The 25,979-nt window shown below is 63.2% G+C and carries 26 protein-coding genes; 16 read left to right on the forward strand and 10 right to left on the reverse strand.

Annotation, left to right across the window (positions count from 1 at the left end; genetic code table 11):
- Positions 1-6 precede the first annotated feature (6 nt).
- A complete protein-coding gene (locus NKJ12_RS24960; RefSeq protein WP_502905734.1) occupies positions 7-1,599 on the reverse strand; it encodes a zinc-binding metallopeptidase family protein in 1,593 nt (530 codons plus the stop codon).
- Between the two features lie 75 nt (positions 1,600-1,674).
- Between NKJ12_RS24960 and NKJ12_RS24965 the strand changes: the two genes are divergently transcribed.
- From NKJ12_RS24965 to NKJ12_RS24990, 6 genes are all read left to right on the forward strand, one after another.
- Complete coding sequence (locus NKJ12_RS24965) at positions 1,675-2,562, forward strand: LysR substrate-binding domain-containing protein (RefSeq protein ID WP_254819437.1); 888 nt, start codon at positions 1,675-1,677, stop codon at positions 2,560-2,562.
- Between the two features lie 280 nt (positions 2,563-2,842).
- Entirely contained in the window at positions 2,843-3,937 is a 1,095-nt protein-coding gene (locus NKJ12_RS24970) for an ABC transporter ATP-binding protein (RefSeq protein WP_352705689.1), read from the forward strand.
- Positions 3,938-4,002: 65 nt separating this feature from the next.
- On the forward strand, positions 4,003-5,118 hold the full coding sequence (locus NKJ12_RS24975) for an ABC transporter substrate-binding protein (protein WP_352507129.1): 1,116 nt from the start codon (positions 4,003-4,005) through the stop codon (positions 5,116-5,118).
- Positions 5,119-5,142: 24 nt separating this feature from the next.
- The gene (locus tag NKJ12_RS24980) at positions 5,143-5,976 is read left to right on the forward strand and encodes an ABC transporter permease (protein ID WP_352705691.1); all 834 of its coding nucleotides are present in this window, start codon (positions 5,143-5,145) and stop codon (positions 5,974-5,976) included.
- Between the two features lie 4 nt (positions 5,977-5,980).
- The gene (locus NKJ12_RS24985; RefSeq protein ID WP_254819441.1) at positions 5,981-6,787 is read left to right on the forward strand and encodes an ABC transporter permease; all 807 of its coding nucleotides are present in this window, start codon (positions 5,981-5,983) and stop codon (positions 6,785-6,787) included.
- A gap of 88 nt (positions 6,788-6,875) precedes the next feature.
- Positions 6,876-7,163, forward strand: coding sequence for a DUF982 domain-containing protein (locus tag NKJ12_RS24990; protein ID WP_352705693.1), 288 nt, complete (start codon positions 6,876-6,878; stop codon positions 7,161-7,163).
- A gap of 43 nt (positions 7,164-7,206) precedes the next feature.
- On the opposite strand, the gene NKJ12_RS24995 is transcribed toward NKJ12_RS24990, so the two are convergent.
- The 4 genes from NKJ12_RS24995 to NKJ12_RS25010 all read right to left on the reverse strand — a co-directional run bounded on the left by NKJ12_RS24995 (position 7,207) and on the right by NKJ12_RS25010 (position 10,840).
- Complete coding sequence (locus NKJ12_RS24995) at positions 7,207-7,515, reverse strand: HigA family addiction module antitoxin (RefSeq protein ID WP_352455430.1); 309 nt, start codon at positions 7,513-7,515, stop codon at positions 7,207-7,209.
- A 26-nt stretch (positions 7,516-7,541) separates the two neighbouring features.
- Complete coding sequence (locus NKJ12_RS25000; RefSeq protein WP_352705695.1) at positions 7,542-7,820, reverse strand: type II toxin-antitoxin system RelE/ParE family toxin; 279 nt, start codon at positions 7,818-7,820, stop codon at positions 7,542-7,544.
- Between the two features lie 152 nt (positions 7,821-7,972).
- Positions 7,973-9,040: a glycosyltransferase family 2 protein gene (locus tag NKJ12_RS25005; protein WP_352705697.1), complete on the reverse strand. Its 1,068-nt coding sequence runs from the start codon at positions 9,038-9,040 to the stop codon at positions 7,973-7,975.
- Positions 9,041-9,508: 468 nt separating this feature from the next.
- On the reverse strand, positions 9,509-10,840 hold the full coding sequence (locus NKJ12_RS25010; protein WP_352705698.1) for a dicarboxylate/amino acid:cation symporter: 1,332 nt from the start codon (positions 10,838-10,840) through the stop codon (positions 9,509-9,511).
- 221 nt (positions 10,841-11,061) lie between these two features.
- On the opposite strand from NKJ12_RS25010, the gene NKJ12_RS25015 reads away from it, so the two are divergent.
- Both NKJ12_RS25015 and NKJ12_RS25020 read left to right on the forward strand, forming a co-directional pair.
- The gene (locus NKJ12_RS25015; RefSeq protein WP_352705701.1) at positions 11,062-12,936 is read left to right on the forward strand and encodes a sensor histidine kinase; all 1,875 of its coding nucleotides are present in this window, start codon (positions 11,062-11,064) and stop codon (positions 12,934-12,936) included.
- A 6-nt stretch (positions 12,937-12,942) separates the two neighbouring features.
- Complete coding sequence (locus tag NKJ12_RS25020; RefSeq protein WP_352705703.1) at positions 12,943-14,298, forward strand: sigma-54-dependent transcriptional regulator; 1,356 nt, start codon at positions 12,943-12,945, stop codon at positions 14,296-14,298.
- A 28-nt stretch (positions 14,299-14,326) separates the two neighbouring features.
- Here the strand turns inward: NKJ12_RS25020 and NKJ12_RS25025 are convergent, their stop codons facing one another.
- Positions 14,327-15,070 carry a 2OG-Fe(II) oxygenase gene (locus tag NKJ12_RS25025; protein ID WP_352507122.1) on the reverse strand — a complete coding sequence of 248 codons (744 nt, stop codon included), beginning with the start codon at positions 15,068-15,070 and terminating at the stop codon, positions 14,327-14,329.
- Positions 15,071-15,231: 161 nt separating this feature from the next.
- Here NKJ12_RS25025 and NKJ12_RS25030 point away from each other — a divergent pair, with 161 nt between their 5' ends.
- From NKJ12_RS25030 to NKJ12_RS25065, 8 genes are all read left to right on the forward strand, one after another.
- Positions 15,232-15,957 carry a 3-keto-5-aminohexanoate cleavage protein gene (locus NKJ12_RS25030; protein ID WP_352507121.1) on the forward strand — a complete coding sequence of 242 codons (726 nt, stop codon included), beginning with the start codon at positions 15,232-15,234 and terminating at the stop codon, positions 15,955-15,957.
- Positions 15,958-16,172: 215 nt separating this feature from the next.
- Positions 16,173-17,216 (forward strand): acyltransferase family protein, encoded by a 1,044-nt coding sequence (locus tag NKJ12_RS25035; protein WP_352507120.1) that lies wholly within the window; start codon positions 16,173-16,175, stop codon positions 17,214-17,216.
- Between the two features lie 317 nt (positions 17,217-17,533).
- Positions 17,534-18,037 carry an Lrp/AsnC family transcriptional regulator gene (locus tag NKJ12_RS25040; protein ID WP_352507119.1) on the forward strand — a complete coding sequence of 168 codons (504 nt, stop codon included), beginning with the start codon at positions 17,534-17,536 and terminating at the stop codon, positions 18,035-18,037.
- Complete coding sequence (locus NKJ12_RS25045) at positions 18,034-19,197, forward strand: saccharopine dehydrogenase family protein (RefSeq protein WP_352507118.1); 1,164 nt, start codon at positions 18,034-18,036, stop codon at positions 19,195-19,197. Before NKJ12_RS25040 ends, NKJ12_RS25045 begins: the two co-directional genes overlap by 4 nt.
- Before the next feature lie 109 nt (positions 19,198-19,306).
- Positions 19,307-20,095, forward strand: a complete 789-nt coding sequence (locus NKJ12_RS25050; RefSeq protein ID WP_352507117.1) for an ABC transporter substrate-binding protein — start codon at positions 19,307-19,309, stop codon at positions 20,093-20,095.
- 152 nt (positions 20,096-20,247) lie between these two features.
- Complete coding sequence (locus tag NKJ12_RS25055) at positions 20,248-20,919, forward strand: amino acid ABC transporter permease (protein WP_352507176.1); 672 nt, start codon at positions 20,248-20,250, stop codon at positions 20,917-20,919.
- Positions 20,916-21,590, forward strand: a complete 675-nt coding sequence (locus tag NKJ12_RS25060; RefSeq protein WP_352455417.1) for an amino acid ABC transporter permease — start codon at positions 20,916-20,918, stop codon at positions 21,588-21,590. The genes NKJ12_RS25055 and NKJ12_RS25060 overlap by 4 nt, the downstream gene beginning before the upstream one ends.
- A 29-nt stretch (positions 21,591-21,619) precedes the next feature.
- Positions 21,620-22,348: an amino acid ABC transporter ATP-binding protein gene (locus tag NKJ12_RS25065; RefSeq protein WP_352507116.1), complete on the forward strand. Its 729-nt coding sequence runs from the start codon at positions 21,620-21,622 to the stop codon at positions 22,346-22,348.
- A gap of 24 nt (positions 22,349-22,372) precedes the next feature.
- On the opposite strand, the gene NKJ12_RS25070 is transcribed toward NKJ12_RS25065, so the two are convergent.
- The 4 genes from NKJ12_RS25070 to NKJ12_RS25085 form a co-directional block, all read right to left on the reverse strand.
- Complete coding sequence (locus tag NKJ12_RS25070) at positions 22,373-22,804, reverse strand: DUF6841 family protein (protein WP_352507115.1); 432 nt, start codon at positions 22,802-22,804, stop codon at positions 22,373-22,375.
- Between the two features lie 246 nt (positions 22,805-23,050).
- Positions 23,051-23,407 carry a hypothetical protein gene (locus NKJ12_RS25075; protein ID WP_352507114.1) on the reverse strand — a complete coding sequence of 119 codons (357 nt, stop codon included), beginning with the start codon at positions 23,405-23,407 and terminating at the stop codon, positions 23,051-23,053.
- 207 nt (positions 23,408-23,614) lie between these two features.
- The gene (locus tag NKJ12_RS25080) at positions 23,615-24,673 is read right to left on the reverse strand and encodes a Gfo/Idh/MocA family protein (protein WP_352507113.1); all 1,059 of its coding nucleotides are present in this window, start codon (positions 24,671-24,673) and stop codon (positions 23,615-23,617) included.
- Between the two features lie 53 nt (positions 24,674-24,726).
- A complete protein-coding gene (locus tag NKJ12_RS25085; protein WP_352489914.1) occupies positions 24,727-25,512 on the reverse strand; it encodes a ThuA domain-containing protein in 786 nt (261 codons plus the stop codon).
- Positions 25,513-25,979: the final 467 nt, after the last annotated feature.

Below are 25,979 nucleotides of genomic sequence, written 5' to 3' on the forward strand. Positions count from 1 at the left end.
GGTTGATCATGCGGCTTGGTTGCTTGGTATCCACCAATCCCGTCCGCGCGGGGTGGTGATGTATTCCGGCCAGCGAAATCCGATCGGCGGATCGTAGTCGCAGAGCGGGGCGATCCAGTTCGAGCCGCCGATGCCACCGCCGGTTCGGGCGACGAATTCGTCCATCGCCGCGTCGCGCGCAGCCTCGTCTTCCAACAAGCGAAGTGCCGCGAGCGCAATGGTCTTTGCTGCGCAGATGACCATCGGGTCGATGGTGGCAGAAATGCCGCCCAGCGCATTCATCGCCCAGCCCGGATAGGCGTGACCATTCTCCGAGCGCAGTGCCGGGCGGGCGACATAGAACCGCGCCGTTGGCGTATGCCACGACATGTCCGTGTAGTCGTCGGAGGTCGAATTGAGCTGCGATGGCGGCAGGTCGCGACGCAGCAGCGCCTCTGCATCCTGCGGCGCAATCAGCCGCTCCAGCTCGGCGATGAACGGTTCGTCGCTCGCCTCGCCGCCGGCATTGACCTGGATTTCGCGGGCGATCGCCTTGGCCGTCTCGTCCCAGCGCGGCGGCCCGACCGCCGCCAGCGCGTCGAAGGCAATGCCGGCCATGACGTGATTGGCCAGCCCCGGCCGCGACTTCGACACCCAGTGCCGCTCATGGCGGCAGCCGCTTATCCTGGCTGCGGCTTCCGCATTGCGGTCGAGCATGGCGGTGACCTGCTCGGCCATAGCAAGCGTCGGCACGCGGATCATGTACTGGATCTCGGCCAGCCCGGCCGGCAGATTGTCGGCGGTCGCCTGGCCCGCCGTCAGGATCGCCTCGCTGATCGACCAGCCGCCCTGATGCGGCAGCATGGAATCGCGCAGCGCCTTGGACGCCATGTACATCATCATGAGCGCGTCGTTGGCGCCGGGCGCCCTGACCGCCGAATGCGCCTGCGGGATGGGTGCTGCGGTGCCCGCCGCCCTCGCCCAATGTTCCGGCTCGTCACAGATGAAGCGGTGGATCATCGCATAGGCCGCACCGCAATGCGTGTCCCAGCGCGCCGTGTTGCAGAGCGGCAGCATGTAGAAAGGATGGAAGGAGATCATACCCGCCAGCCCATCGTAATAGCCCTTCGCGGCATGGATCGGCTTTGACCCGCGCACCTTCTCCGCCGGCTCGCCGGTGAAGCGCAGCGTGCCTGATATGCCGTGGCGCTGCATTGCTGCCTTGGTCGCCAAAAGGCCGCCGAGGCTGGCAATGCCGAGGCCGGAATGCGGATCGGTGTGGCCGCCCGCCTGTTCGCCGAGGCCGGGACGCGGTCGCTTCACCGTTGCCGCGTCCTGGCAATTGCCCGGCACCGCGTCGTATTCGGCGTACATGCCGATCGTCGGGCCGGTCCCGTTGATCCAATGGGCGCAGAAGGCCGTTGGCATACCGCCGGAGCCTTCCTCGACCGAAAAGCCTTCGTGCTTCAACTGCTCCACATACCAGGCGGCCGACTGGTATTCGCGCCAGGCGGTCTCGCCGAAGTCGAAGATGGTCCGCGTCCACGCCGACAGGGACGGCTGGATGTCGTCCAGACAGGCAAGCGCGGTCGCTTGTGCCGAGGTCATCGGTTTCTCCATGGCGGAAAGAAAGCAGTGAAGCGCCCCACCAAAAAGTGATATGTTTTCCCGGCTCATGCAAATTCGGTTCACCTCTTGAGAATTCCCTCGACGCAGGCGCTGCGCGCCCTCGACAGTTTTGCCCGCCACGGCAGCGTCTGGCGCGCCGCCGACGAACTGCATCTGACCCGCAGTGCGGTGAGCCATCAATTGCGCCTGCTCGAACGCGATCTCGGCTTCGATCTGCTCGAACGCATCGGCAAGGGCGTGGCGCTCACGCCGCGTGGCCAGCGCTATGCCAGCGACGTGCGCAAGGCGCTGACGGTGTTGGGTGACGCGGTGACGCGCCATGCCGGCACCGGCGTCGGCGGTTCGTTCAGCGTCAGTTGCACCCCTGGCTTCGCCTCGCTTTTCCTGTGCACTCACATTGGCGAATTCCGGCAGATGTATCCAGATGTCGCGCTCCGCATCCTGACGCCGCGCCGCCTCGATGACGTCAGCAATGCCGAGGCCGACGCCTTCATCGCCTTTGGCGTCGGCAACTGGCCGAACCGCGCGGTCGAGCTGTTGTGCGAAATCTCGTTCACGCCGCTGTGCAGCCCGACGCTGCTCAACAAGATCGGCGGCTTCTCCAAGCCGGCAGACGTGCTGCGCGCCAATCTCCTGCATCTCGGTGACACCGAGGACTGGGCGCGTTGGCTGGCGCTGTCCAAGGTCGAGAACCCCGACCCGGAAGGCGGCATCTTCTTTTCCGACATGAACCTGGTCTTTTCGGCGGCGATCGCCGGCCAGGGCATCGCCATGGGCGACGAACTGACCAGCGGCCGGGCACTGAGCGAAGGCCGGCTGGTGCGCCCCTTCGACATAGCGATCAATTCCCCGCGCTCGTATTTTCTGGTCTCGGAACATGCCAAGGCGGCGCATCCGGTGCTGGAGGCGTTTGGGCGGTGGCTGAGGTCGAAGCTGTCGGAGAACCAGCGTTAATCTCCCCCCTTGAGGGGGAGATGGCCGCGAAGCGGCCAGAGGGGGTCGCTTGGCTGGGCTCGGCCCGGTCTGATTTTCGAAGTAAGAGTCGGCCCGGTCTGATTTTCGAAGTAAGAGGAAGTTGGCGCTTCACGCGAGACGCCCCCCTCCGTCGCCTTCGGCGACATCTCCCCAAGATTGGCGCATAGATGAATCAAATTTGCCGATCAGGCGAAAACTATTCGGTTGCGGTAAGCCGCCGCCCTGCCTACGATTTCGCCTACGCTAAGGAAAGGGCAGGATGCAGCAACCCGGCCGGGCCGCAGAGATCAAGGCAATCGGGATCGGCAAGAGCTTCGGCTCGTTCCGTGCGCTGGACGATCTGACGCTCGATATCGGCCGTGGCGAGTTCCTTACCCTGCTCGGCCCCTCCGGTTCGGGCAAGACCACCTTCCTGATGATCCTTGCCGGCTTCATTCAGCCGACCGACGGTCGCCTTTACAGCGACGGCGTCGATATCACCGAGCGGCCGGCCGAGCAGCGCGCCGCCGGCATGGTTTTCCAGGGCTACGCACTGTTCCCGCATATGTCGGTCGAGGCCAATATCGCCTTCCCACTCAAGGTACGCAAGAAATCGGCGGCCGAAATCAAGCGCCGCGTCGGCGAAATGATCGAGCGCGTCGGGCTCAAGGGCCACGAAAAGAAACTGCCGTCGCAATTGTCCGGTGGCCAGCAGCAGCGCGTGGCGCTGGCGCGGGCGCTGGTCTTCGAGCCGGGCGTGCTTTTGCTTGACGAGCCGTTTTCGGCGCTCGACAAGGGCCTGCGCGGCCAGATGCAGGCCGAAATGAAGCGGCTGCACCAGGAGACCGGCACCACCTTCGTCTTTGTCACCCATGACCAGAGCGAGGCGCTGGCGTTGTCGTCTCGCGTCGCCATCTTCAACCATGGCAAATTGCTGCAGGTCGGCGCGCCCGACGAGGTCTACGACCGGCCCGACAACCGCTTCGTCGCCGAGTTCCTGGGTGAGATCAACATGCTGCCGCTGAAGGGCGTGCGCCCGGCCGACAATGGCTCGACCGGCCTCTGCGAAGACCGCGCGATCAGCATGCGCTGCAAGGCCGAGGAGGTCCGTGGCGACGCCATCCTGGCGATCCGGCCCGAATACATGTCGATCGCACGCGAGGCGGCAGCGGGCGAGAACGGTATTGCCGCGACTGCCGTCGCCTCGACCTATCTCGGCGCTGCGACGCGGCTCGATCTGACGACGCGCCAAGGCGCCAAGGTCACGGTCTCGGTGCCGAACGAGGTTGCCGCTTCCGCGCTCAGCAAGGGCAATTCCGTGTGGCTGACTTGGCCGGCGGAGAAAGGCTTCCTCCTTCCGGACGGAGGACAATGACGATCGGCGTGGCAAATTCGCCAAGCTGACTTTCAGGAATACCAACAACAAAAAGGGGAACTGACATGACAAATCAAACCAAGAAAAATTCCATCGAGGCGCTGTCCGCCAGGGCCGTGCGCGGCGAGATCTCGCGCCGGCAGTTCACGCAACTGGCCGCACTGGTGCTGGCCGGCACGCCGATGCTGCTGCGCTCGACCGGCGCCTTTGCCGCGGCGAAGGAACTGGTGCTGGTCAACTGGGGCGGCGACGCCATCACCGCCTATGACGCGGCTTATGGCCAAGCCTTCACCAAGGAGACGGGCATCACCGTCAAGATGGACGGCTCCGGCCCGACCGAAGGCGCGATCGCGGCGCAGTTCAAGAGCGGCGCGCCGACCTGGGACCTGGTCGACGTCGATCCCTTCTCGGCCATCACGCTCGGCGCCCAAGGCATGCTCGAGCCAATCGATTATTCGATCGTCGACAAGAAGAAGATGCGGCCGGGATTCGGCTGGGAATACGCGGCCTCGACCTATTTCTTCTCCTATGTCATCGCCTACGATGCCGAGAAATACGGCAGTCAGGCACCGACCGGCATGGCCGACTTCTTCGACGTGGCAAAATTCCCCGGCAAGCGCTCGCTCTACAAATGGGGCGTGTCGAGCTGGGAAGCGGCACTGCTTGCCGACGGCATCGCGCCGGCCTCGCTCTATCCGCTCGACCTCAAGCGCGCGCATGACAAGATCGCTGCCTTCAAGGAGAACGTCGTAGCCTATTGGGGTGGCGGCGCCGAAAGCCAGAGCGTGCTGCTCAATGGCGAGGCCTCGATGGCGATCGTCTGGTCGACCCGGGCTTCGCTCATCGAGCAGGATTCCGGCGGCAAGATCAAGTTCATCTGGGACCAGGGCCTGATCTCGCCCGGCGCGCTCGCCGTGCTCAAGGGCAATCCCGGCGGCAAGGACGCGGCGATGAAGTTCATCGCCAGCACCCAGGACCCGGAGAAGGAACTCATCATGTTCGACAAGCTCGGCCAGGGTCCGGCCAACCCGGCCGCCGACGCGCTGATCCCCGCCGACAAGAAGCGCATCAACCCCGTCGATCCCGAGAACATGAAAAAGCAGATCCCGCTCGACATGGATTGGTACGCCAAGAACTACGGGGCAGCACTCGACGAATACACGAAGATCATCTCCGCCTGATCCGCCGGGGAAAACCGGGCCGAGATGAAAGCATACGTTTCCGACAGGATGGGCGCGGCGCTGTTGATGGCGCCGCTGCTCCTCTTTCTTGTGCTGGCCTACGCCTGGCCATTCCTTGGCGTAGTCAAATGGAGTTTTACGCTGCCCACGCCGGGGCTGGGGCAGTACAATGCGCTGCTCACGGATCAGTTGGTGCAGTCGGTCTTCATCCGCACGCTGCGTATCGCCGCGATCGTGACGATCGTTTCGGTTGCCGCCGCCTACGCCATCACCGTTGTCTGGGTGCGCGGCACGCCGGTGCAGCGCGTCGTGGCCGAGTTCTGCATCCTGGTGCCGTTCTGGATCTCAGTGCTGACGCGCGCCTTCGGCTGGGTGGCGCTTTTGTCCAATCGCGGCCTGATCAACACCTGGCTGCAGGCGGTCGGCTTCATCTCGGAGCCGCTGGCTCTGGTGCGCAATGAGTTCGGCGTTATCGTCGGCATGACGCATTTCCTCATCCCCTTCGCGGTGTTTCCACTGGCCTCTTCGATGCGAAGCCTCGACGACCGTGTGCTGCTGGCGGCGCGCGGCCTCGGCTCCAGCCGCATGCGCACCTTCTGGTCGGTGTTCGTGCCGATGACCCGCTCCGGCATCATCGGATCGGCGCTGATCGTCTTCGTCTTTTCGCTCGGCTTCTTCGTCACGCCGGCGATTCTCGGCGGCGGCCGCAGCGTGATGATCGCCGAGCTGATCTATCTCCGCATCTTCCAGAGCCCGGACTGGGGCCTGGGCGCGGCGATCAGCGTGGTGCTGGTGCTGTTCGTCGGCGCGCTGATGGCGCTGCTTTTCCGCTATATCAGGCCGAAGCAGTTGGTGTAGCGCGATGCCGACCTACCGCCCCGGTCCCGTCTCGCTGATCCTCGCCGCCCTGGTCGCGCTATTCCTGCTGTTGCCGCTGCTCGCCGTCATCCCGGTGTCGCTGACGCCGAGCCGTATGCTGGCGATGCCGTCGGGCGAACTGTCGCTGCGCCATTACCGGGCGCTGATCGAGGATCCGCGCTGGATCAATTCGATCCTGCTCTCGATCAGGATCGGCATAGTCAGCAGCGCCTTTTCCACGGTGCTGGCGCTGTGCTTCAGCCTCGGCGTCTGGATGTTCCAGCCGCGCTTCACCGCCGCTCTCGTCGGCTTCGTGCTGCTGCCGATGGTGGTGCCGCCGGTGGTCTCGGCAATCACGCTCTATTTTCTGCTGACCTCGATCTCGGGGTTCTCGTCGTTCTTCGGCTACGACACCTGGCTGGGTGTCGCCATGGCGCACGCGGTGATGACGGTGCCCTTCGCCACGGTGCTGATCCTGGTGTCGCTTAGCCAGCTCGACCGCCGCATCGACCTCGCCGCCCGCGGCCTCGGCGCCACCGTGTGGGAGCGCGCCACCCGCATCATCATGCCCAACATCAAGTTCGGCATCGTCACCGCAGCACTGCTGTCCTTCGTGCTGTCCTGGGAAGAGATCGGCGTCACCCTGTTCATCACCTCGGTCAACGCCATCACGCTGCCGCGGCTAATGTGGATGGGCCTGCGCGACAACATCGACCCGGCGATAGCAGCGCTCTCGGTGATCCTGATCGTCATCACCGTGCTGGTGCTTGTGGCGCGCAGCGTCGTGGTCAGGCTGCGCGCGGCGCAGTAGACGCGCCTCACGCCGTGGTGACTGGCGCAAATGAAACCTTGCGCTACGATTTTCGTTATAGGTAGTCCAACACGTCGAAGGCTTCGCCATGAACCAAGGATGGTTTTCCAAGCCGGTTGCGGTTGCGGTCGGCATCGTGGGAGATATCCGCAACATTTCCAATGCACGGCAGGTTGTCGAATTGCTGGAAGCCCACTGGCGCGACGCCGGCAGCGCCAAACACGGCTTGGCACTGCGCACATGCCGCCGCGCCATGAGCGACGATCGCTGGACCGAAGCCGCCAGGGACGCGTTCATCGAGGCCGCGCGGGAGGCGCACGTCCTGGTCGAGCGAGCCGTCGAACCGCAGGACCGGTCCAGGCAGGCGGGACCGTGATCGATTTATGAGAGCCTCGGTGGTTCGGCCGATCTATCGCATCTCAGGCAGCATGCAGCCTTGGAATGGCGCTGACGTCGACCTCGCGCTCCGCGTGCCACGCATCGTAAGCGGCCTGCATCCTGAGCCAGATCGCGGCGCCGTCGCCGAACATCTTTCCAAGGCGCGCCGCAACAGCCGGCGACACCGGCTTCTTTTCGCGGATGATGTCATAAAGCTGCTGGCGCGAGATTCCGAGCAGATTGGCGATTTCCACCTTGGTCTTGCCGGTTGCCGGGATAATGTCGTCGAGCAACGCCCCGGGGTGGGATGGGCAGCGCTCCATCGGACGCATCGGCTCATACACGCTCATAATCGATTTCTCCAATCTAAGCCGTCTCAATGGTACTGTTCGAAATCGACGCCGACAGCATCATTGGCGTCGAATTCAAATGTGATGCACCACGGCCCGTTGACATGCACCGTGTAGCGGGTCGGGCTGAAGCCCTTCAACGCGTGGAAGTCGAAGCCGGGCAGGTCCATGTCGTCAGGCCTTTCCGAGACTTCCAAACGGTCAAGCCGGATAAGGATGCGCTTATGCATCTTGGCGTCGATCTTTCCGGTCTTTCCGGTTTGAAAGAGGTTCGCCAGCGCCTTGTGCTTGAACGACTTGATCATGCAACATGTAAGCATATCGCTTACACGGGTCAAGCAGGTGTAAGCAAATGATTTACGGAATGGTCCGAGCCCATCGAAGGCAATAATACGCCCGCTGGACGCTGGGCCGGGCCAGCCGAATACCTGGCGGACCTATGTCACGGCATTATCCGCTAACCCATCGCCTGGCGGATTCTCTTGGACAGGCGGCTCAAAAATGCCGGTCTGGACGACGCGTCAAGCTTCCACGACAGGACTGCCGTCGCCATTTTCCGCGGCAGCACCCCGACCGACAGGAACCAGGCGGCGAGGATGGCGCGCCGCCGCAGCGATGCCGTCATCTCGAGGCTGGCGACGGCGCCGGCCGCCCCGAGCGCCAGCCGGGAATCGTCGGCCACGGGATGTCGGTCTCTGTCCGCGCAAAGCGACGCCAGCCGCTCTTCCAGGTGGACCGGATCGTGGCGGACAGCATCCGACGGCACGATGGTCAGGCCGATCCCGGAAGCCTGGTCCGACAGCGCCTGCATGCGGCGGAAATCGTGGGTTACCCGCCAGCGTGCCCGCTCGGCGAGCTTTTCACCGAAGACCGAATGATTGGCGCCGTGGATCCGGTAGGCGCCGAGGCATTCGTCGATCGATTGGACGTGCCCGTACATCGGCGCCAGCGTTGCCAGATAGCCGTCGGCGCCCTGGCGGAACTCCGGCTCCGGGATGGGCATGATCGATTCGAGTGTTGCGCGGTCAAAGGCGAGCCCGCTGGTCACGGTCGTCTGATAGCGGCCCTTGTGCAGGAGTTTCGGCATGACGTCGCCGCTGTCGAAAGGCAGTTCGGGCGGCGGAAAGACATCCTTGATGCGTTGTCCCTCGTCGACGATGTGCAGTCTGGACTGGACCTGGGCGGTTGCCTCGTCCCAGGTCTCGACGATGGTGGAGACAGCGGTGGGATAGAGATAATCGTCGGCGTCGAGGAACAGGACGATCTTGCCCGAGCTCGCAGCGAAGCCGGTGTTGAATGCCGCCGCGTGTCCGCCATTTTGCGCTCGCGGGCATGCGAGGATCTCGTCGTGATACGATTCCATGATTGTGGTGGAATTGTCCTGCGATGCATCGTCGACGACGATGACCTCGACATCCGCGTAGTCCTGCTCGAGAGCGCTGTCGATGCTGCGTTTGAGGAACCGCGCATAGTTGTAGTTCGGGATGATGATGGATACCGGAAGCCGGTTTTGGACAGACTGCATCGCGTTTGACCTCGCATCTTGCTTTGGTTCGGCAAAAGCCCGCTCATGGGCCTGCCCCCTCTTCAAGCGCCCCTCTTGGCGCGCAACGAGTTCCCTGGGAAAAGCTTGCGCCTTCCAACAGGAGACGGGTCACGTTTCGCATTGCGACTTCGTACTGAGGCCGCCATTGCCTTCGAGGGCTGCTGCCATGTCACGATGGGCGGCAGCAAAAGCTCCGACGTTCGGCCAAGGTGATGTCGCAACCGAGCCCGACGGAAATGTCTCGCCTCGCGATCAGGTCGGGGAGCGAAGCGGACGGTGCCCTGAAGGCATGGCGGATAGTGGCCTGCAAATGCGGCTGGAACAAGCCCCGCGTCGAAAACAGGGCCACTTCAGGTTGCGTTTCAGGCGGCATGCCGCGACCGCCGGCGCTTTTGCCCCGGAGCCGGGGAACCGCCTCCGGGGCTTATGGTCATGTGGCCTAAACAGTCAGGCGGCCTGCAAACCCGGCAGCGACAGGTCGACTTCCTCCGGCAAGTCGCCGGCCATGGCGGCGGCGAACTTCGTCTGGTCGAGTTCTCCTTCCCAGCGTGCCACCACGACCGTCGCTACCGCATTGCCGATGAAGTTGGTCAGCGCCCGGCACTCCGACATGAAGCGGTCTACGCCGAGGATCAGCGCCATGCCGGCGACCGGCACCGTGGGGACGACCGAAAGCGTCGCCGCCAGGGTGATGAAGCCGGCGCCGGTGATGCCGGCGGCACCCTTGGAGCTCAGCATGGCGACCGCAAGCAGCAGGATCTGGTCGCCATAGGTGAGTGGCGTGTCGGTCGCCTGCGCGATGAACAGCGCGGCCAGCGTCATATAGATGTTGGTGCCGTCCAGATTGAAGGAATAGCCGGTCGGGATGACCAGGCCGACCACCGAGCGGTTGCAGCCGGCGCGCTCCATCTTGGCCATGAGGCCCGGCAATGCCGCTTCCGAGGACGAGGTGCCGAGCACCAGCAGCAGCTCCTCCTTGATGTAGCGGATCAGCGCCAGGATCGAGAAGCCATTGTAGCGGGCGACGGCGCCGAGCACCACCAGCACGAACAGCAACGCAGTCAGGTAGAACGTGCCGATCAGCATGGCCAGATTGGCGATCGAGCCGATGCCGTATTTGCCGATGGTGAAGGCCATGGCGCCAAACGCGCCGATCGGCGCGGCCTTCATCAGGATGGCGACGAGGCGGAAGATCGGCGTGGTCAGCGCCTGCAGGAAATCGACGACCGGACGGCCGCGATCGCCGACCAGCGCCAGGGCGACACCGAACAGCACCGAGAAGAACAGCACCTGCAAAATGTCGCCTTGCGCGAAGGCACCGGTGATGGTGTCGGGGATGATGTTCATGAGGAAGCCGACGATGGTCGTGTCGTGCGCCTTCTCGGCATAGGCCGTCACCTTGGCGGTATCGAGCGTGGCCGGATTGATGTGCATGCCGGCGCCGGGCTGGACGACATTGGAGACGACCAGGCCGACGACCAGCGCCAGCGTCGAGAACACCAGGAAATAGATCATCGCCTTGCCGGCGACGCGGCCGACCTTCTGCAGGTCGGAAACACCGGCGATACCGGTCGCCACGGTCAGGAAGATCACCGGCGCGATCACCATCTTCACCAGCTTGATGAAGGCGTCGCCGAACGGCTTCATCGCCTCGCCGGTTTCGGGATAGAAATGGCCGAGCAGCACGCCGGCGGCGATCGCCGCCAGCACCTGCACATAAAGGTGCCGGTATAAGGGAAGTTTGCCGCGCGGCCCGGCGGCAGCGATTGCTGTCTGCATGACGTCCTCCATGGCGCCCCGATCGAAAGCTCGACTCCCCGGGGCAGTTGTTTTGACCAGCAGCCTCGCGACTGCTGAATTCGTGTTTGCAATAGCCGTGCCAGATACGCAGAAGAGTTGTTCGTCATTGATTTTATTGAGCATTCCCAAACGGCCGCACTGCCGGACGCATGGTCAAGTGCGACTCTCCGCATAGGTCGAATTGTGTTTTGTGCGAGTTCATGCACAAATGGGCGATGCTGCAACGCCCCGCCGGTGCCTTGTCTTCGACGCCCGAGCAACTCGCCAGGCGGGCGCGCCGAGCCTGGCTGCTGTTTGCGGCCGTCGCGCTTTTGATCGTCACGGCAGCGCTCTACGGCGCCGGCCTTTACGGCCGTACCGCCGAGATCGGGACCCTGGCGGCGCAGGGGCGTACCGACGCCAATCTGAAGGTCGCGCTGCTGCGCGCCGTGCTCGAAAGCCCGCGCGCCCTGCCCCTGCTGTTGTCCGCGGACCAGCAAGTGCGTGATGCGCTGACGCAGAAAAACGCCGCGGCAATAGATGTGCTGAACCGCAAGCTCGAGGGGCTGGTCTCCGGCACCAAGGCGTCGGTGCTCTATGTGATCGGCGCCGACGGACTGGCGATCGCCTCCAGCAACTGGCGCGAGCCGATCAGCTTCGTCGGCAACGACTACCGTTTTCGCGATTATTTCTCCGGCGCGATGCAGGCCGGAACCGCCGAATATTTTGCGCTCGGCAATGTCAGCAAGCGTCCCGGCCTCTACATTTCGCGGCGCGTCGGCGATGCCGCCGCACCGCTCGGCGTCGTCGTCGTCAAGATGGAGTTCGACCAGCTCGAAGCCGACTGGCGCGAGGCCAACCGCCCGGCCTATGTCAGCGACGAGAACGGCGTCGTGCTGATCACCAGCGTGCCGTCCTGGCGCTTCATGACAACCGCGCCGCTGGCCGCACCCAAGCAAGCCGCAATTCGCGACAGCCAACAGTTCGGCGACGCGCCGCTTGTGCCGTTGCCGATCATGCACGCGCAGGCGCTCAGCCCGGATGTGTCGATCGTCCACGCGGTGACGCCCGGCGGCAGCGACGCGCAGTATCTCAGCCTTTCGACGCCGGTTCCTTCGACCCCCTGGCGGCTCGACTATCTGATCCCGGCTGAAGCGCCGATCGCCGCCGCCGTCCGCGAAATGCGGCTTCTGGCACTGGGTGTCGTCGTGCCGCTGCTCGGCCTGGCCGCGTATCTGTTGTGGCGCCGGCAGTCGGCGCAGATGCGGATTGCCGCCGAACAGGCGGCGCGCACCGAACTCGAACGCCGCGTTGTCGAACGCACCGAGGATCTGAGCCGAGCCCGCGACCGGTTGCAGGCCGAGATCACCGGCCACCGCAACACGGAGGCAAAGCTCCAGGTGGTGCAGCAGGACCTGGTCCAGGCCAACCGCCTCGCCATCCTCGGCCAGGTCGCCGCCGGCGTCGCCCACGAGATCAACCAGCCGGTCGCCACCATCCGTGCCTATGCCGACAACGCCCGCACCTTCCTCGACCGCAAGCAGACCGGGCCGGCTGAGGAAAATCTCGGCGCCATTGCAGCCCTTACCGAACGCATCGGCTCAATCACCGAGGAGTTGAAGGCATTTGCCCGCAAGGGCCGCACCGCCGCCGAGCCCGTCGAATTGCGCGGCGTCATCGAAGGCGCCGTCATGCTGTTGAGAAGCCGCTTTGCCGGCCGGCTCGACGCATTGGTCGTCGACCTGCCGCTGCCGAGCCTCAAGGTCATGGGCAATCGGGTGCGGCTCGAACAGGTGCTGATCAATCTCTTCCAGAACGCGCTGGAGGCGCTCGACGGCCGCGACGACGCTCATGTGCAGGTCTCGGTCGAAGAGACCGCGGATGGCGTGACCATCAGCGTATCCGACAACGGGCCCGGCATTCCGCCGGCGATCCTCAAATCGCTGTTCACGCCGTTCAACACCTCCAAGGAAAAAGGCCTTGGCCTCGGCCTCGTCATCTCCAAGGACATCGTCGCCGACTATGGCGGACGCATCGAGGTTTCGAGCGGCGACAGCGGCACCCGCTTCACCATTCATCTCCAGAAAGCAGCGTAAGCCATCATGACGAACGACAATTCCGCACCGGTGGTCCTGATCGATGACGATCGCGATCTCCTCAAGGCCACCGCGCAGACGCTGGAGCTTGCCGGCTTCTCGGTCTCGGCCTTTGCGGTGGCGGCCGAGGCGCTGGCCACGCTCGACGCCGGTTTTGCCGGCGTCGTGGTGTCGGATATCCGCATGCCTCAGATCGACGGCTTGCAGCTTTTCAATCGCATCCTGCGGCTGGATGCCGACATTCCCGTCATCCTCGTCACCGGCCATGGCGACATCGCCATGGCCGTCAAGGCGATCAAGGACGGCGCCTACGACTTCATCACCAAGCCCTTCGCCGCCGACCGGCTGGTGCAGAGCGTGCGCCGCGCAGCGGAAAAGCGCCGCCTGGTAATGGAGAACCGGGCCTTGCGCGAGGCGGCCGGAGAGGCGCAGGACAGCCTGCCGCTGATCGGCCAGACGCCGGCGATGGGCAGGCTGCGCCGTACGCTGCGCCAGATCGCCGATACCGACGTCGACGTGCTGGTGACCGGCGAGACCGGCTCCGGCAAGGAGGTGGTGGCAAGTCTTCTGCATCGCTGGAGCCGCCGCGCCAAGGGCAATTTCGTCGCGCTGAATTGCGGCACGCTGCCGGAGACCGTCATCGAGAGCGAGTTGTTCGGCCATGAGGCCGGCGCCTTCACCGGCGCGCAGAAGAAACGGATCGGCCGCATCGAGCACGCCAGCGGCGGCACGCTGTTCCTCGACGAGATCGAAAGCATGCCGGTCTCGACACAGGTGCAGATGCTGCGCGTGCTGGAGATGCGCGAGGTCACGCCGCTCGGCACCAACGAGGTGCGGCCGGTGGATCTGCGCGTCGTCGCCGCCGCCAAGGTCGACCTCGGCGATCCGCGCCAGCGCGGCGCTTTCCGCGAGGATCTCTATTACCGGCTCAACGTGGTGACGATCTCGATCCCGCCGCTGCGCGAGCGCCGCGACGATGTCGCCCTGCTGTTTTTCTATTTTGCGGAGCGCGCCGCCGCCCGCTTCCACCGCCCTGTGCCGGCAGTTCCAGCGACGGTGCATCGCCATCTGAGCGACCATGACTGGCCGGGAAATGTGCGCGAGCTGGCGCATTTCGCCGAGCGGTTCGTGCTTGGATTGGAGGAAGGCGCCGAGACGCAACCCCCTGCCCCGACCCAATCGAACGCCGCCATGAAGCTGCCGGAGCGGCTGGAGCGCTACGAGGCCGACATCATCCGCGAGACGCTTGGCCGCAACGACGGCGATGTCAGGCGCACGATCGAAGCGCTGGGGATTCCGCGCAAGACTTTCTACGACAAGCTCCAGCGCCACGGCATCGTGCGCAGCGATTTTTCCCGGTAATCGCCGGCGGCCTGGACCGGCGGCTCGGTTACTTGGCGTCGTGGAAGATGATGCCCACAGTGTGGCGCATGCCGGAGCGTAGCCGGCTGACGCCATGCCTGAGGTTGACGCGGTAATTGCCCTTGCTGCCCTGGACCGGACGATTGTGGACCGCGAAGGCGACCGCATCGCCCTGGCGCAGCGGCACCACCTCGACGCGGCTCTGCATGCGCGGACGCTGCTCGGTCAGCACGAACTCGCCGCCGGTGAAATCCTTGCCTGGTTCCGACAATAGGATCGCCACCTGCAGCGGGAAGGCAAGATCGCCGTAGAGATCCTGGTGCAGGCAGTTGAAGTCGCCGGGGACATATTGCAGCAGGAGCGGCGTCGGCCGCGTCTGGCCCTGCTCGTGGCATTGCTCGAGGAACGCCGCGTGTTCGTCGGGATAGCGCTGCGCGATACCCATGCGCGCGTTCCAGTCGTTGGCAACCGCGGCCAGGCGCGGATAGAGCGCGGTGCGCAAGCCGCCGATCAAGTCGGGCAAGGGATAGCGGAAATAGCGGTACTCGCCCTTGCCGAAACCATGCCGCGCCATGTGCACATGGCTGCGGAAATGGCTCTCGTCCGGATAGAGCCCGGCGATATGCCGGCACTCCTGCGGCGTCAGCAGCTTTTCCATCACCGCGCAGCCATAGCCGCTCAGCTCATCGGCCAGCGTCCGCCAATCATATCCGGCAACGCGCACCTCCGCCGATTTCACCGCCGCTTTCGCGCCTATCGAATGGATGGTCATGGCTTCGCCTCCTGTGGCTTCTCTGTCAATTGAAATGGGTGAAGCGGCCCGCGCAGACCACCCGTTTCTTGCCGGGTGAGCCTTGCGGGACGGGACGTCATTCAATTTCCGATTTCGTGGTCATGGGCTAAACTTGTTCCACTCAACGGGACCACCACCTCATGATCGTCCAGACCTGCATCAATGGCGCGCGCAGCGCCGATTTCCACCCCCGACTGCCGCTTGATCCCGAAGCCATTGCGCGAGACGGCACGGCCTGCGTGGCCGCAGGTGCGGCCGAGTTGCATGTCCATGCACGCGGGCTCGATGGCCGCGAAAGCCTTGCCCCTGACGCAATGGACCCGACCGTGCTGGCGCTGCGCCGCGCCTGCCCGGGAACGCTGATCGGCGTCTCCACCGGCGCCTGGATCGAGAGCGACGACGAGCGCACGCTTGCCGCGATCGCCCGCTGGAGCGAGCTGCCCGACTATGCCTCGGTCAATCTCAGCGAGAATGCAGCACCGGCAGTCATGGGCCGTCTGCGCCAGCGCGGCATTGGCATCGAGGCGGGGCTTGCCTCCGTAGCCGACGCCGAACGCCTGGTGAGCCTCGACCATGGCAACCGCGTGCTGCGCATCCTGATCGAAATCTCCGAGCAGGAGCCGGACGCTGCGCTTGAGATCAGCGACGATATCGCCGCCGTGCTCGACGGCGCCGGAATGCGCCGGGCAATCCTGCTGCACGGCGCCGACGCCACGGTCTGGCCTTTCGTGCACCGGGCGGCGGAACGCCGTTGGTCGACGCGCGTCGGACTGGAAGACGGCAAGGAGCTTCCTGATGGAACAGTAGCACCCGGTAACGCTGCGCTGACAGCGGCAGCCGTCGCTATCTTCGAGACCAGTCGTTAGCACGGGGAAAGCGTCGATGGCCGCCGATCCCCCTCTTCAGGGGGGAGATAGCAAGTTTTGGCAAATAGGCAGGTCTAAGTCGGCGAACTCAAGCGTGGCAGCACGCTAATGTCAGTAAAATCTATCTAAAACTTTACATATTAATTAAACCAGCAATTAATCAGCACATCAACGACCCCGTATGTTAGTGCTCTCCCGCACCGGGGACCATTTTTATGAAAATCATTCCGCAGAATGATCACGCCGCGCCGCGCCGGATTCAACAGTATACATCGATACAGATCCTGCGGGGGCTGGCAGCCCTCATGGTTGTTACCTATCATCTTCCGGGCGCACTGGGCATGCTCGACCTGCGTATTCCCGTTCTGAACAGTGGCGTCGACTTGTTTTTCGTCATCAGTGGTTTTGTCATGGTTCTCTCGACGGAGAACAGACGCTCAGACCACCGTGCTTTTTTGATGCAGCGGTTCACGCGCGTCGTTCCGTTCTATTGGGTTATGACCTTCCTCATGGTCGCCGCACTTTGGTTGTTTGCCGATCGTGCAGTGTCTCTTGAGCAGATCACCAATAGCCTGCTTTTCATACCCTATCTCGATACGGTCACAGGCTATGTCCAACCGGTGCTGGGCGTGGGTTGGACGCTCAATCTGGAAATCCTGTTTTACATTCTGTTCGCGGCGACTATGCGTGTCGGCACGCTGACGCAAATGGCCATGGTCGGCGTTGTCTTTGCAATCGCCGTAGCGGCGCGCATCGTCTTCAAACCCGCCGCCGACACTGTGCTGTTTTTCTATACCACGCCAATCCTGTTTGAGTTCCTTGCCGGCATGGCGCTCGGCCACCTGGTCGGCAGACTGGCGCGTTTGCCTACCGTCCTGGGTGTCTCGGCGCTCGTGTTCGCCATCGTGTCCATGCTGGTGATGGTACTTGGCTTCAACTTGCCGCGAACCCTTGCTCAGGGAATCCCGGCCTTGATCCTTGTCGCCGGTTGCATCAGCCTGGAAAACTACTTCCGGCTTTTTGCTCCTCGCCTGCTGGCAAGGTTGGGCGATGCCTCCTACTCTCTCTATCTGACGCATCCTATCGTGCTGCTTGCGACCGCTCCTGTCGTTGCAAGCGTCAGCGTATCACCATGGCTTGCTGGCATGGTTATTGTCACCGCCTGCATTGCCGTCTCCCTGGCCAGCTACAGTTTTGTTGAAAAGCCGATTTTGGCCATTTCGCGGATGAGCCTTTCCGCCCGTCACGTGAAGGCATGAACTGCGGCTGCGCTCCGCGGAACCACGCTGTCTCGCCAACCTTAGACCGGCGGCGCTGAACCTTCAAAAGATCCGGAAACAAAAACCCGCCTCGGGAGGATGGGTCGTTGGAGCCAAATTGGCACCATATCCAAATTAATAGCATAGCTGCCGGCACAAAGCAAGAACAAAATGTGGCGTCCTCGACGAAACTGCCGACAGGCATAGGGGCACCGCGCACGACATGCCTCTTGCCATTGTTAAAAATCTCTCATAACGTATTTTCATATCCGAAAGAAAATCCGACCGTTTATTTCCCTTTATGAAAGCCTGAGCGTTTGCGCGAACATCTCGATCAGACCGACCGGCGACTGGTCAAGCTGCTGTCGCAGGACGCGCAGCTTGGCGTCAACCGCCTCGCCGAGAAGATGGCGATCTCGGTGCCGACGGTGCGCATGCGGCTGCGCAACCTGCTCGACCGCAACCTGCTCAAGATCGTCGGGCTGCTCAACCTCACCGAACGCCCCGAGCTGATCTCGGCGATCGTCGGCATCAATGCGCAGGGACGCGGCCGCGCCCGGGAACTGGCGCAGCGCATCTCCGAACTGCCTTTCGTGAACTCGGCAGCCGTCGTCACCGGACGCTTCGACATCATCGTCGACGTGACTGTGGCCGGTGATGTCGCCGATCTCTACCGCGTCACCAGCGAGCTGATCCCCGGCGCCGGTGAGCCGGGCGAAGTCGTGCGCAGCGAGACCTTCGTCGTCATGGCCTCCTGCAACAAATGGGTCAGCCTGCCGGAAGGCTGCTGGTCGGACGAGCCGCGGAAGGAAATGGCATGAAGATCGCGGTTCTCGGCGGCCTCGGCCTGCAAGGCCGGGCGGCGATCGCCGATCTCGTTGCCAGTGACGGCGTCGAGCAAGTGGTCTGTGTCGACACCGCAACCGACGGCGCTGCGCGGCTTGGCGGCCTGACCGACCTTGCCCGGGTGCGTTTCGTCGTGCCGGAGGACGCGATCGGCCCAGCATTGGCCGATGTGATGAAGGACGTCGACGCGGTCATCGACCTGTTGCCGCAACCGCTGATGCGCGAGGCGGTGCAGGCGGCGATCGCGACGCGCACGCCGCTGGTCACCACCAATTACGGCAAGGCCATCGCCGATCTCGCGCCGGAGGCCGAAAAGGCCGGCGTCTCGATCGTCACCGAATGCGGGCTCGACCCCGGCATCGACCTTGTGCTCTACGCGCGCGCCGCAAGCCAGTTCGACACCATCACCGCGATCGATTCCTACTGCGGCGGCATTCCCGAGCCGAAAGCGGTGGTCGAGCCGCTGCGCTACAAGGTGAGCTGGAATTTCGACATGGTTCTGGTCAGCCAGAACCGCGACAGTGTGCTGGTCGAGAATGGCGAACGGGTCGATGTGCCGGCCGCCCGCCAGCACGACAATCGCTTCATCCACGAGATCGAGGTGGCGGGGCTGGGCAGGCTGGAAGCCTTCCCCAATGGCGACGCGCCGCATTATGCCGGCATGCTTGCCGCCGCAAAGGGGCTGCAGCGCTCCGGCCGATATTCGCTGCGCTGGCTTGGCTGGTCGGCGTTCTGGGCGCCGCTGAAGCAGCTCGGCTTCCTGTCCGAGGAAAAGGTATCCGGCACCGGTGTCAGCCCACGCGAATTCCTCGGCCGGCTGCTTGGCCCGCAACTGCAATATGGCGCGGACGAAAAGGACCTTTGCGTCATGCGCAACGTGTTTGTCGGCAGCGAAGGCGGCCGCCGCAAGACGGTGACCTCGGAGCTGGTCATCGAACGCGACCTCGCCTCCGGCCTGTTCGGCATGAGCCTTGGCGTCGGCTATCCCGCCAGCATCGTGGCGCAGATGCTGGCACGGCGCGAGATCGCCACGCCCGGCCTGCTCAACCCACTGCTGCATGTGCCCGATGGCCGCTTCCTCGACGAGCTGGCCAGGCGCGGCATCAAGGTCGCCGAAACGGTGAGCTGGGATTGAAGATTTTCGAACGGTGGTTGCCGCCGGCAACGGCGCTGCCGCTCAAAAAGCACCCGATGGGGTGAAACAACAAGTGGAACAACAAACGACAACAAGGAGGAATGCCCAAATGAAGATTGCCAAGCTTTTCATCGCCGGACTTGCGCTCGTCGGCCTCACCGCTGCCGCCAGTGCCGGAACCCTCGACGAGATTACCAAGCGCGGTGAGTTGCGCGTTGCGGTGCAGACGCAAGGCCCGCCCTTTTCGCTGGTGGGTGCTGCCGGCGAACGCACCGGCAGTTCGGTCGAACTCGCCGAACTGATGGCCAAGGAAATGGGCGTCAAGATCACCTTCCTCGACTTCGACTGGGACGGCCTGATCCCGGCGCTGCTGTCGGGCAAGGCCGATCTTCTGGTCGCCGACATGACGCCGACGCTGGCGCGCGGCATGAAGGTCGCCTTTACCAAGCCTTACATGTACACGGGCAGCACCGTCTTCACCAAGGCTGGGACCGCCTTCAAGTCCACCGAGGACTGCAAGGCCAAAGGCACCAAGATCGCGGTGCTGCTCGGCGCCACCGGCGAGAAGGAAGCCAAGGCCGCCTTCCCCGATGCCGACATCAAGAGCTACAAGGGCGGCGGCCCGCTGCTGCTCGACGCCGTCAATAACGGCCAGGCCGATTGCGGCGTCAACGACGTCTCGGCGGTCAAGGGGCAGTCGACCGCTTACCCAGCCGGCAGCTTCACCATCATGCCGGATATGCTGTCGAAGGAGCCGCTGGCCTTCGCCACGCGCTATGACGAGCAGGACCTGCTGGTCTGGATGAACCTGTTCCTCGACCAGGTCAGCCTCGACGGCCGCCTGCAAAAGAACCTCGATTACTGGGTGAATTCCGACGCCTGGAAGAAAGACCACTAACGGATAGGGAGTAGGGAGTAGGGAGTAGGAAGTAGGAAGTAGGAAGTAGGGATGGCCATTCCGGACACCTTCACTACTCACTACTCACTACTCACTACTCACTACTCACTACTCACTACTCACTACTGCCTACTCACTACTGCCCACTCACCATGCTCGAAAACTTCAGCTTCCGCACCATCGTCCAATATCTGCCCCTGTTCGGGCAGGGCCTCGTCACGACCGTGTGGCTGTCTGTCCTGTCCTTTGCCGGCGCGCTCGCCGTCGGCATCGTGCTCGCCGCGATGAATTTGCAGCGCGGCCGGCTGTTCCGCGTCCCGGCCAAGGCCTATATCGACGCGGTGCGCGCCACGCCCTTACTGGCGCAGCTCTATTTCCTCTATTTCGGCCTGCCGCGGCTCGGCTTTATCCTGCCCGAGTTCGTCGTCGGCATCCTCGCTTTGTCGCTGAACAGCGGCGCCTATGTCGCCGAGATCATCCGTGCCGGCATCCTGTCGATCCCGCGCGGCCAGGTCGAGGCCGGCGTCGCTTCGGGCATGACCTATGTCCAGCGCATGCGTCTCGTCATCCTGCCGCAGGCGTTCAAGGTGACGATCCCGCCGCTGCTCGGCCAGGCGATCGTGCTGGTCAAGGATTCCGCCCTGTTGTCGCTGATCTCGGTTGCCGAGCTGACGCGCGCCGGACAATTGCTCGCCTCCGACCGCTTCATGCCGGCGGAAGGTTTCATCACCATCGCCGCCTTCTACCTCCTGCTCTATTACGGGCTGAAGGGACTGGCGGCGCTCTCCGGGCGCTGGCTCGGCCTCGCGGGGGCACGGATATGATCTGGCAGCAGCTGCAAAGCGTCGCCGGCAGCTATCCCCTGGCGCTGCGCGGCCTCGGCATGACCGTGGTGCTGTCGCTGATCAGCCTGGTGCTGGGCACGCTGCTCGGCTTCGGCCTCGGCATCCTGCGCACCGGCGGCAACCGGCTGATCAGCGGCGCGATCGGTGCCTGGGTCGACCTGATCCGTGGCACGCCGTTCCTGGTGCAGATCTTCCTGATCTTCTTCATCCTGCCGGAACTCGGCATCGAGCTCGACGCCTTCACCGCCGGCATCATTGCGCTGACCAACCTGGCCGCCTGCTTCATCTGCGAGATCGTCGTCGCCGGCATCCGCTCGGTGCCGACCGGCCAGGTCGAGGCAGCACTTGCGTCCGGCCTGTCGCGCTGGCAGCGCATGCGCCAGGTGGTGCTGCCGCAGGCGATGCGCATCGTGCTGCCGCCGCTGGTCGGGCAATATGTGCTGCTGATCAAGGATTCCTCCGTCGTTTCGGCCATCGGGCTCACCGACCTCACCCGCGTCGGCTGGCTGGTGGTGCAGCGTGTACCCAACGGCCTGCTGGTCTTCTTCCTCGTCGGGCTCGGTTACTTCATCGTCTGCTACCCCCTGATCATGCTGGCCCGCCGGCTGGAGCAACGCATGGGCGCGGCGCATGGCGAGGTGCAGTTGTGATGTCGAACCTTAAAAAAAATGGCACTGGCATGATCGAATTTCGCGGCGTCAACAAATGGTTCGGCACGCTCAACGTGCTCAGGGATATCACGCTGAGCGTCGAGCCGCGCGAAGTGGTCGTCGTCTGCGGCCCGAGCGGCTCGGGCAAGAGCACCCTGATCCGCTGCATCAACGGGCTGGAGACGATCCGCGACGGCGACCTGACGGTCGACGGCCAGCGCCTCGGCGACGCCGCCACCAACATGACGCGGCTGCGCACCGAGATCGGCTTCGTCTTCCAGTCGTTCAACCTCTATCCGCACAAGACGGCGCTCGAGAACGTCACCCTGGCGCCGATCCATGTCCGCAAGATCCCGCGCGCCGAGGCCGAAATGGCCGGGCGCGAATTGCTCGCCAAGGTCGGTCTTGCCGACAAGATCGACGCCTATCCGGCGCAGCTCTCAGGCGGCCAGCAGCAGCGCGTGGCGATCGCCCGCTGCCTCGGCATGCGCCCCAAGATCATGCTGTTCGACGAGCCGACCTCGGCCCTCGATCCCGAGATGATCTCGGAAGTGCTCGACGTCATGGTCGCGGTGGCCGAGGAAGGCATGACCATGATGGTGGTGACGCACGAGATGGGCTTTGCCCGCAAGGTCGCGCAGCGGGTGGTGTTCATGGACGCCGGCGCCATCGTCGAGAGCGGCACGCCGGACGAGTTCTTCTCGCATCCGAAGACCGACCGCAGCCGCGCTTTTCTGAGCAAGATCCTGCGGCATTAGGGGGGCATCAGGAGAAAGCGGACCTCAGACGATGCCGTGCTTTCTCAACAGCGCCTGCTCGTCGTCCGATATCCAGCCGAAAACCTTCGGCTCGCCGTCCAACTTCTGCACGAGGTAGTGGACGTCAAAATCTATCGCCACCTTCGATTGATCCTTGCGGGCATAGGTTGCTGTCCAGGCGACATGAGCCACGCAATGATGTTCGTCTATCGGCGAGAGCCGGACATTGCGTATCCGCATTTCCTTCGTCCCTATCGCGCGATAGTGCGCATGGCCTTGCGCCATGACCTGCTTGAATTGCTTATCGTTCTTTCCAGTCATGACCCCGGCGGGCGAAGCCGCTATGAAGTCCGAAGCATACAGCGATGCGACCTCATCCATGTCCATGTCGCCGCCGAGGGACTGGTTGAAAAAGCGCTCATATCGCTCGAATAGCTTCCTTACGCTGGTCTCCATAGTTTCATCTCCCAGGTGCGGCTATGTTGGGTGGGACCAGGAAACGCTCCGCCGATCTCCGACATCCGCGATTGCCCCTCAGCCAATCATGACTTCGTCCCAGGGCGGAGCAAGATCCTGCGGCATTGAGGCTTAGATTCAGTCAGTTGGTTGCCACCGATGGCCCAGATGGGTGGTTGGACTTATCCGGAGGTGCGGATCTATCGGCAAAGATTTGACGTCCTATTGGAGAGACCGATCGTGCGCTCAATTGCCTTTATCTGACTCAACACTGCGGTTGGCCGACGCGAGGAAGCGTGCAGATAACAAGTGAATGGATCTCGTCGCAATAGACCATGTTGTAATAAGAAAAAATAGCGTTGCGACAAAGGCAACTAGGGAAAGGCTGACGACGCCAAGAACAGCAAATGGGTCACTTTCCACGGTCGCGATGAAATTGTCAGACGGCCGAAAAGCCCCGGCAATGGCTGATCGGAGCTCAGGATTGTAATGGAAGAAGGCGAGAATCGCAGCGAAGAGACATAAAACTAGAATAGCCGCTAAAACCGATTCTGCGCTTTCAAAGGACGTGCGTTCTTTAAATTTATGGGAAGATTGGATCATCTAAATACCTATGCAAAGAAGAATTTAGCGATCTGGTTTGCTCATTTATCCATCGGTTTTCTAGCGATTCGATAGAGTCGCGATGCCTTGTCCGCACATTATGAGCAGCGTCGAGGCATATGCAAGCGATGCAGCCAGATGCTTCCGCTGCTTGTGCCGTTGAACAGCATCGGTCGACCGCCCCGCCCTACGGCGAGGAACCCAAGCCTATTGCGCGTCCGCGTGAGTGCTCAATTCTGCCCTCTTCTCATCCGACACCACGGCGAGGTCGAGCACCTTCTGCAATTCAGCAGCATGGCGGAAAGACGGTTCGGCCTGGATGCCGTTGCGGGCTGCATCGACAAAGCGCTGGTAGTTGGTCGCCACCGTTCCGGCGTCCAGAACCTGCCATTTGGCGTTCTCGATGTCCTCGCCGATGCAGGCTTTCAGCTCCGAGCTGGTCAGATTGTGCACGACTTCGATGCCACCCTTGTCGCCGTAGATGCGCAGGCGGAGTTCGTTCAAATGGCCCGTCGCCCAGCGGCTGGCATGAACGACACCGAAAGCGCCATTGCTGAAATCCAGCGCCATGGTGAAACTGTCATTGGCGTCGAGCTCGTATTCGCCGATGCGGTTTTCGGGCGCCTTGTCGAAGGATCTCAGGCGGCAGAACACATGGTCGATGTCGAGCGCCGCGCCATAGCTGGCGAAATCGAGGATGTGGATACCGACGTCGCCCAGCACGCCGTTGGAGCCATGGCCGCGCGACAGCCGCCACAGCCATTTCGAATCGGTGCGCCAGTCGCCCCAGAATTTGGACACCAGCCAGCTCTGCAGATAGGACGCCTCGACATGCCTGACCGTGCCGATGTCGCCGGCCAGCACCATGGCGCGCGCTCTCTGCAGCGGCGCGACATTGCGATAGGTCAGGTTGACCATGTTGATGATGCCGGCCCGCTCGGCGGCAGCGGCCATCTCACTGGCTTTCTCGAAGTTTTCGGCCAGCGGTTTCTCGCACAGCACCGGCTTGCCCGCCGCGATCAGCATCATGGTGGTCGGATGGTGGATGCGATCAGGCGTCACGTTCGCCACCGCATCGAACTTGCCCCATGCCAGCGCCTCGTCCAGCGACGCGAACCGGTTGGGGATACCGTAGATGTCCGAAAACTTGTCGACGCGCGTGCGGTCGAGATCGACGGCGCCGATCAGTTCGACGCCCTCGATCTTGCCGAACTGCCTGGCGTGCTCCTCCGCCATCCAACCGGTGCCGAGTATCAAGAGGCGCATGATTCTTATCCTTAGGACAGGGCTTTATCTTCTTGTTCGATCATGGATTTGGTCTAGCGAAAGCCGGCTTCGCCCGCGGAATGAAGTTTTCCGCCGCGCTCGACGATCGGCTCGAGCGCCTTTTCCACCGGCACGTTCGGCGCATCGAGGATGGCCGGATTGGAGCCTTGGGGGTTGTGCGCCCATCTCACCGCATTGCGCAGCACCTTGTGGACGTTGGCGTCGTGATAGGTCGGATAGGTCTCGTGGCCGGGCCTGAAATAGAAGATGTTACCGGCGCCGCGGCGATAGGTCAGCCCCGACCGGAACACTTCGCCGCCCTGGAACCAGGAGATGAACACGGTCTCGAGCGGCTCCGGCACGGCGAACTGCTCGCCATACATCTCCTCGTTCTCGAGCTCGAAATACTCGCCGATCCCGGCAGCAATAGGGTGGTTGGGGCTGGTCACCCAAAGCCGTTCGCGCTCGCCCGCCTCGCGCCATTTCAGCGTGCAGGGCGTGCCCATCAGCTTCTTGAAGATTTTCGAGAAATGGCCGGAATGGAGAACGATCAGCCCCATGCCTTCCCAGACGCGGCGCGCCACGCGCTCGACCACTTCGTCGGCGACGGCGCCATGGTCCTTGTGCCCCCACCACAGCAAGACATCGGTCTCGGCCAGACGGTCGGCCGGCAGCCCATGCTCCTTCTGCTCCAGCGTCGCCCACGACACCGAAATCTCCGGGTCGAGCTTCAGCGCATTGGCGATCGTCGCGTGCATGCCCTCAGGATAGATGCCGGCGACCACCTCATTGGTCCGCTCATGGATATTCTCGCCCCAGACGACAGCGCGTATTGTCATGATGTCCTCGTGATTGTTTGAAGCTGCAGCCGCCCCGGCCGGTCATTCATAGTGTCATCGGACGGGATTGAAAACCTTCGAGATTGGCCAAACCTCCCCAGCTTCGTCATCCTAGGGCGGAGCAGGCGCGAAGCGACGTCGCGAAGACCCTGGGATCCATGCCGTGACCTCTCCGCGGTGCAACGGGCGGGACTTTTTGATGCGGGAAGGACAGGAGGTGAAAGGGATCGCTACAGAACGGCTTTCAATCTGCGTCGTTGCATTCTTCGGCTGACGTAACGGCATGGATCCCAGGGTCTGCGCTCCGCTTCGCGTTCGCTCCGCCCTGGGATGACGAAGCCATGAAGGACTGCCGCGAACGACCTAAGCCCCTCGCCCCTCTTGGGCCTGTTGCGTAATTCGCTGATTGTGATTCTCTGAGACGAAGCTCGGAGGGAATCGCGATGGCAGTGAAGCAGATGGGCCAG

It is taken from the genome of Mesorhizobium sp. M0195, from assembly GCF_040322115.1.
Lineage (GTDB): Bacteria > Pseudomonadota > Alphaproteobacteria > Rhizobiales > Rhizobiaceae > Mesorhizobium.